This window comes from Calditrichota bacterium (assembly GCA_013151735.1).
Lineage (GTDB): Bacteria > Zhuqueibacterota > JdFR-76 > JdFR-76 > BMS3Abin05 > BMS3Abin05.
The window spans coordinates 1-5,755 of the sequence record JAADHR010000007.1 but is presented as its reverse complement, the minus strand read 5'-3'; the positions used below and the strand labels follow the sequence as shown (position 1 = coordinate 5,755).

7 protein-coding genes are annotated in these 5,755 nt (G+C 48.4%); all 7 read left to right on the top strand.

Going from position 1 to position 5,755, the window contains the following annotated elements; translation table 11 throughout:
* Positions 1–643, top strand: a 643-nt coding sequence (gene purM, locus GXO76_00255; protein NOY76274.1) for a phosphoribosylformylglycinamidine cyclo-ligase, incomplete at its 5' end; no start/stop codon positions are given.
* Positions 644–751: 108 nt separating this feature from the next.
* Complete coding sequence (locus GXO76_00250) at positions 752–1,762, top strand: NAD(P)H-dependent glycerol-3-phosphate dehydrogenase (GenBank protein ID NOY76273.1); 1,011 nt, start codon at positions 752–754, stop codon at positions 1,760–1,762.
* A gap of 60 nt (positions 1,763–1,822) precedes the next feature.
* Positions 1,823–2,659, top strand: a complete 837-nt coding sequence (locus tag GXO76_00245) for a universal stress protein (protein ID NOY76272.1) — start codon at positions 1,823–1,825, stop codon at positions 2,657–2,659.
* 72 nt (positions 2,660–2,731) lie between these two features.
* Positions 2,732–4,030, top strand: a complete 1,299-nt coding sequence (gene asnS, locus GXO76_00240) for an asparagine--tRNA ligase (protein ID NOY76271.1) — start codon at positions 2,732–2,734, stop codon at positions 4,028–4,030.
* Positions 4,031–4,191: 161 nt separating this feature from the next.
* The gene (locus tag GXO76_00235) at positions 4,192–4,644 is read left to right on the top strand and encodes a TIGR00725 family protein (GenBank protein ID NOY76270.1); all 453 of its coding nucleotides are present in this window, start codon (positions 4,192–4,194) and stop codon (positions 4,642–4,644) included.
* Between the two features lie 184 nt (positions 4,645–4,828).
* Positions 4,829–5,107 carry an acylphosphatase gene (locus GXO76_00230; protein NOY76269.1) on the top strand — a complete coding sequence of 93 codons (279 nt, stop codon included), beginning with the start codon at positions 4,829–4,831 and terminating at the stop codon, positions 5,105–5,107.
* A gap of 16 nt (positions 5,108–5,123) precedes the next feature.
* Positions 5,124–5,645: an adenine phosphoribosyltransferase gene (locus GXO76_00225; protein ID NOY76268.1), complete on the top strand. Its 522-nt coding sequence runs from the start codon at positions 5,124–5,126 to the stop codon at positions 5,643–5,645.
* Positions 5,646–5,755: the final 110 nt, after the last annotated feature.

The following is a 5,755-nucleotide window of genomic DNA, read 5'->3' as shown; positions in this document are numbered from 1 at the left end:
TTCCGGATTTGTGCTGGGGTGTAAACAAACGCATTGTGCGCTTATCGGAGGAGAAACAGCCGAGATGCCCGATCTTTACCAACCGGGGGAGTACGATGTGGCGGGAACCATTGTTGGAATCGTAGACGAAGACAAGATTATCACCGGAAAAACGATTGCCAAAGGAGATATTCTTATCGGATTGGCCTCCAGCGGACTTCACACAAACGGGTACACCCTTGCCCGAAGGGTGCTTTTCGATCATTCCGGCCTGAAGGTAGATTCCTTTATCGAGGATCTTAGTCAAACTATCGGCGAAGCGCTGCTTGCTGTTCATAAATGCTATCTAAATAGTGTTTCTTCCCTTATCGAACACCGTAAAATCAAGGGCATTGCCCACATTACAGGCGGGGGAATCATCGGAAATCTTTCCCGCATTATTCCTCCCGGGCTCAAAATACGGATTGATTGGGTGAGCTGGCCCAGACCACCGATTTTCGAATTGATTCAAAAATTAGGCAACGTGCCGGAAGACGACATGCGGCGGGCGTTTAACCTCGGCATTGGGATGGTGTTGGTCGTTTCCCCCGAAAATGCCGATTTCGTGAAGGCGGCCGTTGAAAATGCAGGCGAGACAGCATGGATAATGGGTGCCATTGATTAGTATTAAATTGAACGGGGAGGCCGGGATGAAATTTCTTATTGAAAATCAGGAACGAATCCCCTATTTTTATTACGGGAGAAAAGAGAACCATTCAAAAGGAGACCCGCGATGTCGGTTCGAGTGAGTGTTTTGGGTGCCGGAAGCTGGGGAACAGCCATTGCCATCTTGTTATCCTCCAAGTATGATGACGTTATTCTGTGGGAATTTCGGCCGGATGTGGCACAGGAATTGGCGGAAACGCGTGAAAACAAGCTCATGCTTCCGGGAGTTCATATCCCTGAAAAGATAAAGATTATTTCTGATTTTGAGACATCGGTTAAAAATCGTGACGTGCTGATTCTGGCGGTGCCGTCGCACATTATGCGCGAGGTGGCCACACGCTTAAGCAAGGTTGATTTTGGAAATGCCATTGTTGTAAATGTGGCAAAGGGGATCGAAAACGGGACGCTTATGCGGATGTCGGAAGTGATTCACGATTGCATCCCGGATTTGCCGGAAGACCGAATGGCCACGTTGTCGGGGCCGAGTCATGCCGAAGAAGTCGGCCGGCAGATTCCAACGGCTGTCGTGGCGGCATCCAAACATTTGAAAACAGCACAGGATGTACAGCGCATTTTTATGACGCCAAACTTTCGGGTGTATGCCAGCTCGGATCTCATCGGTGTTGAGCTGGGGGGATCGCTGAAAAATATCATTGCAATTGGCGCCGGTATTAGCGATGGTGTGGGGTATGGCGACAACACGAAGGCTGCACTCATGACACGCGCCCTTGTAGAAATTACCCGGCTCGGGACGGCTATGGGGGCAGACCCCATGACATTTGCCGGACTTTCGGGAATGGGCGACTTAATCGTTACCTGTATGAGCCGCCTCAGCCGAAACCGCTATCTGGGTGAACAGATTGGAAAAGGAAAGACTCTGCAGCAGGTTTTGGATGAAATGGTGATGGTGGCGGAGGGTGTGCGTACAACAAAATCGGCACACAATTTGGCTCAAATCTACAAGGTTGAATTACCTATTACGGAACAGGTGTACAAGGTTCTATTTGAAGATAAACCTCCCAAAGAGGCAGTGACCGAGTTAATGGGGAGGGGAGCAAAAATCGAAACCTGGGGATAGGCGGCAATCCCGTGTTTTATTCAGTTCGTCATCAAAATTGTTCGAAAAAGGAGATAGTTTATGATCAAATCCATTTTGGTCGGCGTTGACGGATCGGAATACACCGATTCGGTTCTCAAATACAGCATTAATATGGCGAAGGCATTCGGTGCAAAACTTCGTGTGATTACAATTATTGATGTTCGGATTTTTGAATGGTCGGTTTACATGGGTGTGGATGGCTTTGCGCCTGTTTTTCCGTCCTCTGTTTATCTGGATGAATCCCGGAAGTTGTTGAATCAAAAGGCCGATTCCGTGCTGAAAAAATGCCAGGAAATTCTGGATCAGGTGGGGGTGTCCTACACGGTTGAAAAGGTTGAAGGAGCACCTGTGGATGTGATTTGCGAAAAGGCCAATGTAACGGACATGATTGTGCTGGGCGCACACGGTGAATTTGCCCGTTGGGGTACCAAAATGATGGGGGCCACAACGGAGGCCATTTCCCGACAGTGTGATAAACCGCTTTTTGTGGCTCCAAAGCAAATCAAGGAAATCAAAAAAATATTGGCTCCTTACGACGGGAGCCGGAATTCAAACAAGGCGCTGCCCCTGGCTGGTTTTTTCGGAACAAAATTCGGAGCGCCTATCACGGTTTTTACGGTGGATAATAATCTTGAAGAGGCGCAATCCATAGCAAAAGAGGGAAAAGAATATTTGTCGGCTTACGGTATTCCTGTTGAGATTGAAACGCGAAAAGGAAATCCGGATGAAGAAATTGTGCGATTCAGTGATGAAGGGCAGTTCGATTTAATCATCATGGGTGCTTACGGCCATTCTCGCATCAAAGAAGCTATTTTGGGAAGTACAACGGAACAGGTGATGCGTAACACGCAGATACCGGTTATTCTTGTAAAGTAGATTTTGTGGAAGAGATTCCGTTTAACTTTAGATACGGACGAATTTTGGAATTTCAAATGGGAAAGGTTGTTTATGGCAATTGATCGGATATTTGTTGAGGATGTTGGGGCCTACGATGGGCAGATCGTTACATTGCATGGCTGGCTTTACAACAAACGTTCCAGCGGAAAAATCTGGTTTCTGATTTTGCGGGATGGAACCGGAATCATTCAGGGAGTCATCTCCAGAAATGATGTTTCGGCGGAGGTTTTTGATCTCTATGAAGAGCTTACACAGGAGTCCTCGATTATTGTAAAAGGGCAGGTTCATGCGGATAAACGCGCCCCCGGCGGTTATGAATTGTGGGTTAAGGATATCCAGGTGGTTCAAATTGCTCACGAGTATCCGATCACTCCGAAGGAACATGGCACCGCCTTTTTGATGGAGCATCGGCACCTGTGGATTCGCTCGCGCCGGCAAAATGCCATCCTGAAAATTCGGCATGAAATTATCAAAGCCATTCGGGACTATTTTGATTCCAAAAAATTTACCCTGGTGGATGCCCCCATTTTTACACCGGCTGCCTGTGAAGGAACAACCACCCTTTTTGAAACCGATTATTTTGGGGATAAGGCTTATCTGACTCAGAGCGGACAGCTTTACATGGAAGCCGCTGCCATGGCATTCGGAAAAGTGTACTGCTTTGGCCCGACATTTCGCGCGGAAAAATCAAAGACACGCCGCCACTTAACGGAATTCTGGATGGTTGAGCCGGAAGTGGCTTACGCCGATCTGAACGACATCATGGATTTGTCGGAAGAATTAATCGAATTTATTGTGGGACGCGTGCTGGAAAATCGCGCGGAACAGCTCAAAATTATTGAGCGGGATGTCTCCAAATTGGAGACTGTTCGGCGTCCCTTTCCGAGGATTGACTATGATGAAGCCGCGAAAATCCTGAAAGAGGCCGGCACCGATTTTGTTTATGGAGATGATTTTGGCGGGGCGGACGAAACCATCATTTCAGACCATTTTGACCGGCCCGTAATGGTTCACCGGTATCCGTCGGAAGTGAAGGCCTTTTATATGAAAAATGATCCGAAAGATGCTTCCCGGGCCCTTTGTGTGGATGTTTTGGCCCCGGAAGGTTACGGTGAAATTGTCGGCGGGGGCCAGCGCGAGGATGATTTGAAGGTACTGGAAGAAAAAATCGAAAAACACAATCTGCCCAAAGAGGCCTTCGACTGGTATCTGGATTTGCGCAAATACGGTTCGGTTCCGCACGGCGGTTTTGGACTGGGCATTGAACGAACCGTTGCCTGGATCTGCGGGTTGGATCATGTTCGGGAAACCATTCCGTTCCCGCGGCTGATGCACCGGATTTACCCTTAGCCTGAATAATTCTTGGCTGCCAGGTCAGAGTAACACGAAGGGTACGCGCGGATTGGGCCTCTTTGAATGATTTCAGGAATTCTCATAACTTAAGTTCCTGATTTCTTTGTGTTTTTGTGTCCTCGTGGCTGAGAATTTTAAATGATACGAGCCAAAAAATCATGCAAAAAATTATTGGTGTGATTGGCGGATCGTCCGTCACCGCGGAAATTTATGAATTGGCCCGAGAAGTGGGACAAAAAATTGCCGAAGCGGGTTTTGCTCTGGTAACCGGCGGACGGACCGGAGTTATGGAGGCGGCCAGCCGGGGAGCAAAAGAAGCCGGCGGATGGGTAATTGGAGTTTTGCCGGGTGATTCCCCGGCAGAAGCCAATCCCTACGTGGATTTTCCCATTGTAACGGGTCTGGGCATTGCCCGCAATAGCATCATTGTTCGTACGGCCGGGGTCATTATTGCCATTGACGGCAGTTACGGCACATTGTCGGAACTGGCGTTTGCGCTTCAACTGCGCAAGCCGATTGTTGGGCTTCGCACCTGGAATGTGGATGAGGCGATTCACAAAGCGGAAACGGCCGACGAAGCCATTCGACTGGTGCGGTCTTTCTTGGCTTGAGATGAAATCGAGGGCAATTTGAGTGTGACACCGAATAGTCGTTTGGTTTGATTTGACTACCGGATTGACATAAAGGGTTGCACATTTCTTATCTAACAATCATGGCAGAAGCAATTTGGATGAAAGTAAAATCATATTTTAGTGGCCGCGAATGGGCGAATAACTCATTTCCGGAGGGTTGTCGATGAATAGCGTGGGCGCAAAAATTTTGGTTAGAGGAATGGTACAGGGTGTAGGCTTTCGCTATTTTGTCCTTCGCACCGCAAATGCATTCGGACTGAAGGGGTTTGTTCGCAACCTCCCGGACGGGCGCGTGGAAATTGGTGTGGAGGGCGATCGCGGCCTCATCGAGTCGTTTTTACAGGAGATAAAGACGGGGCATCCCTTTGCCGATGTTCGGGATGTGAATGTAGAATGGCTGCCATTTGAGGGAAAATTTCGGAGTTTTGACATTACGTACTAATATGGAGAGCGGACAGATGGACCTGAAATCGAAAATTCGCACGGTGCCTGATTTTCCCAAACCGGGAATCGGCTTTAAGGATATTACAACGCTTCTGAAAGAGCCGGAGGCGTTTCACGAGTCAATTAATCGGTTGGCCGACATTTTTGGCTCCAAAAATGTGGACGTGGTTGTTGGCGTGGAATCGCGTGGATTTATCCTTGGGGGAGCCCTTGCCTACAAATGGAAAATCGGATTTGTTCCCGTGCGTAAACCCGGGAAATTGCCGGCGGAAACCTACAGCGAAACCTACGCCCTTGAATACGGCACCGATACTCTGGAAATTCACAAGGATGCCATTTTACCGGGACAGCGAGTGCTGGTTATTGACGATTTGTTGGCTACGGGCGGAACACTGGAAGCGACAACCCGGCTGGTGGAACGCTGCGGTGGGAATGTGGTCGGAATAGCCTGTCTTATCGAATTGACCTTTTTAGACGGCCGGAAGAAATTGAAGGGCTACGACTTTCATTCGTTAATTCAATTCGATTCGGAATGAAGGGATTACATGTTTCAGCGCTTCGAGTTTTGCACAAATGAACCAGAAAACGCATATTTGACAAATGGACCCTATTTGCACGTGTTCATTAGGAAGCACTCAAGATAGAA

Bases quoted from the DNA above. Each gene is read 5' to 3' on its own strand.
- GXO76_00230 (NOY76269.1), top strand. From the start codon at position 4,829: ATGAATAGCGTGGGCGCAAAAATTTTGGTTAGAGGAATGGTACAGGGT.
- asnS (NOY76271.1), top strand. From the start codon at position 2,732: ATGGCAATTGATCGGATATTTGTTGAGGATGTTGGGGCCTACGATGGG.
- GXO76_00245 (NOY76272.1), top strand. From the start codon at position 1,823: ATGATCAAATCCATTTTGGTCGGCGTTGACGGATCGGAATACACCGAT.
- GXO76_00235 (NOY76270.1), top strand. From the start codon at position 4,192: ATGCAAAAAATTATTGGTGTGATTGGCGGATCGTCCGTCACCGCGGAA.
- GXO76_00225 (NOY76268.1), top strand. From the start codon at position 5,124: ATGGACCTGAAATCGAAAATTCGCACGGTGCCTGATTTTCCCAAACCG.
- GXO76_00250 (NOY76273.1), top strand. From the start codon at position 752: ATGTCGGTTCGAGTGAGTGTTTTGGGTGCCGGAAGCTGGGGAACAGCC.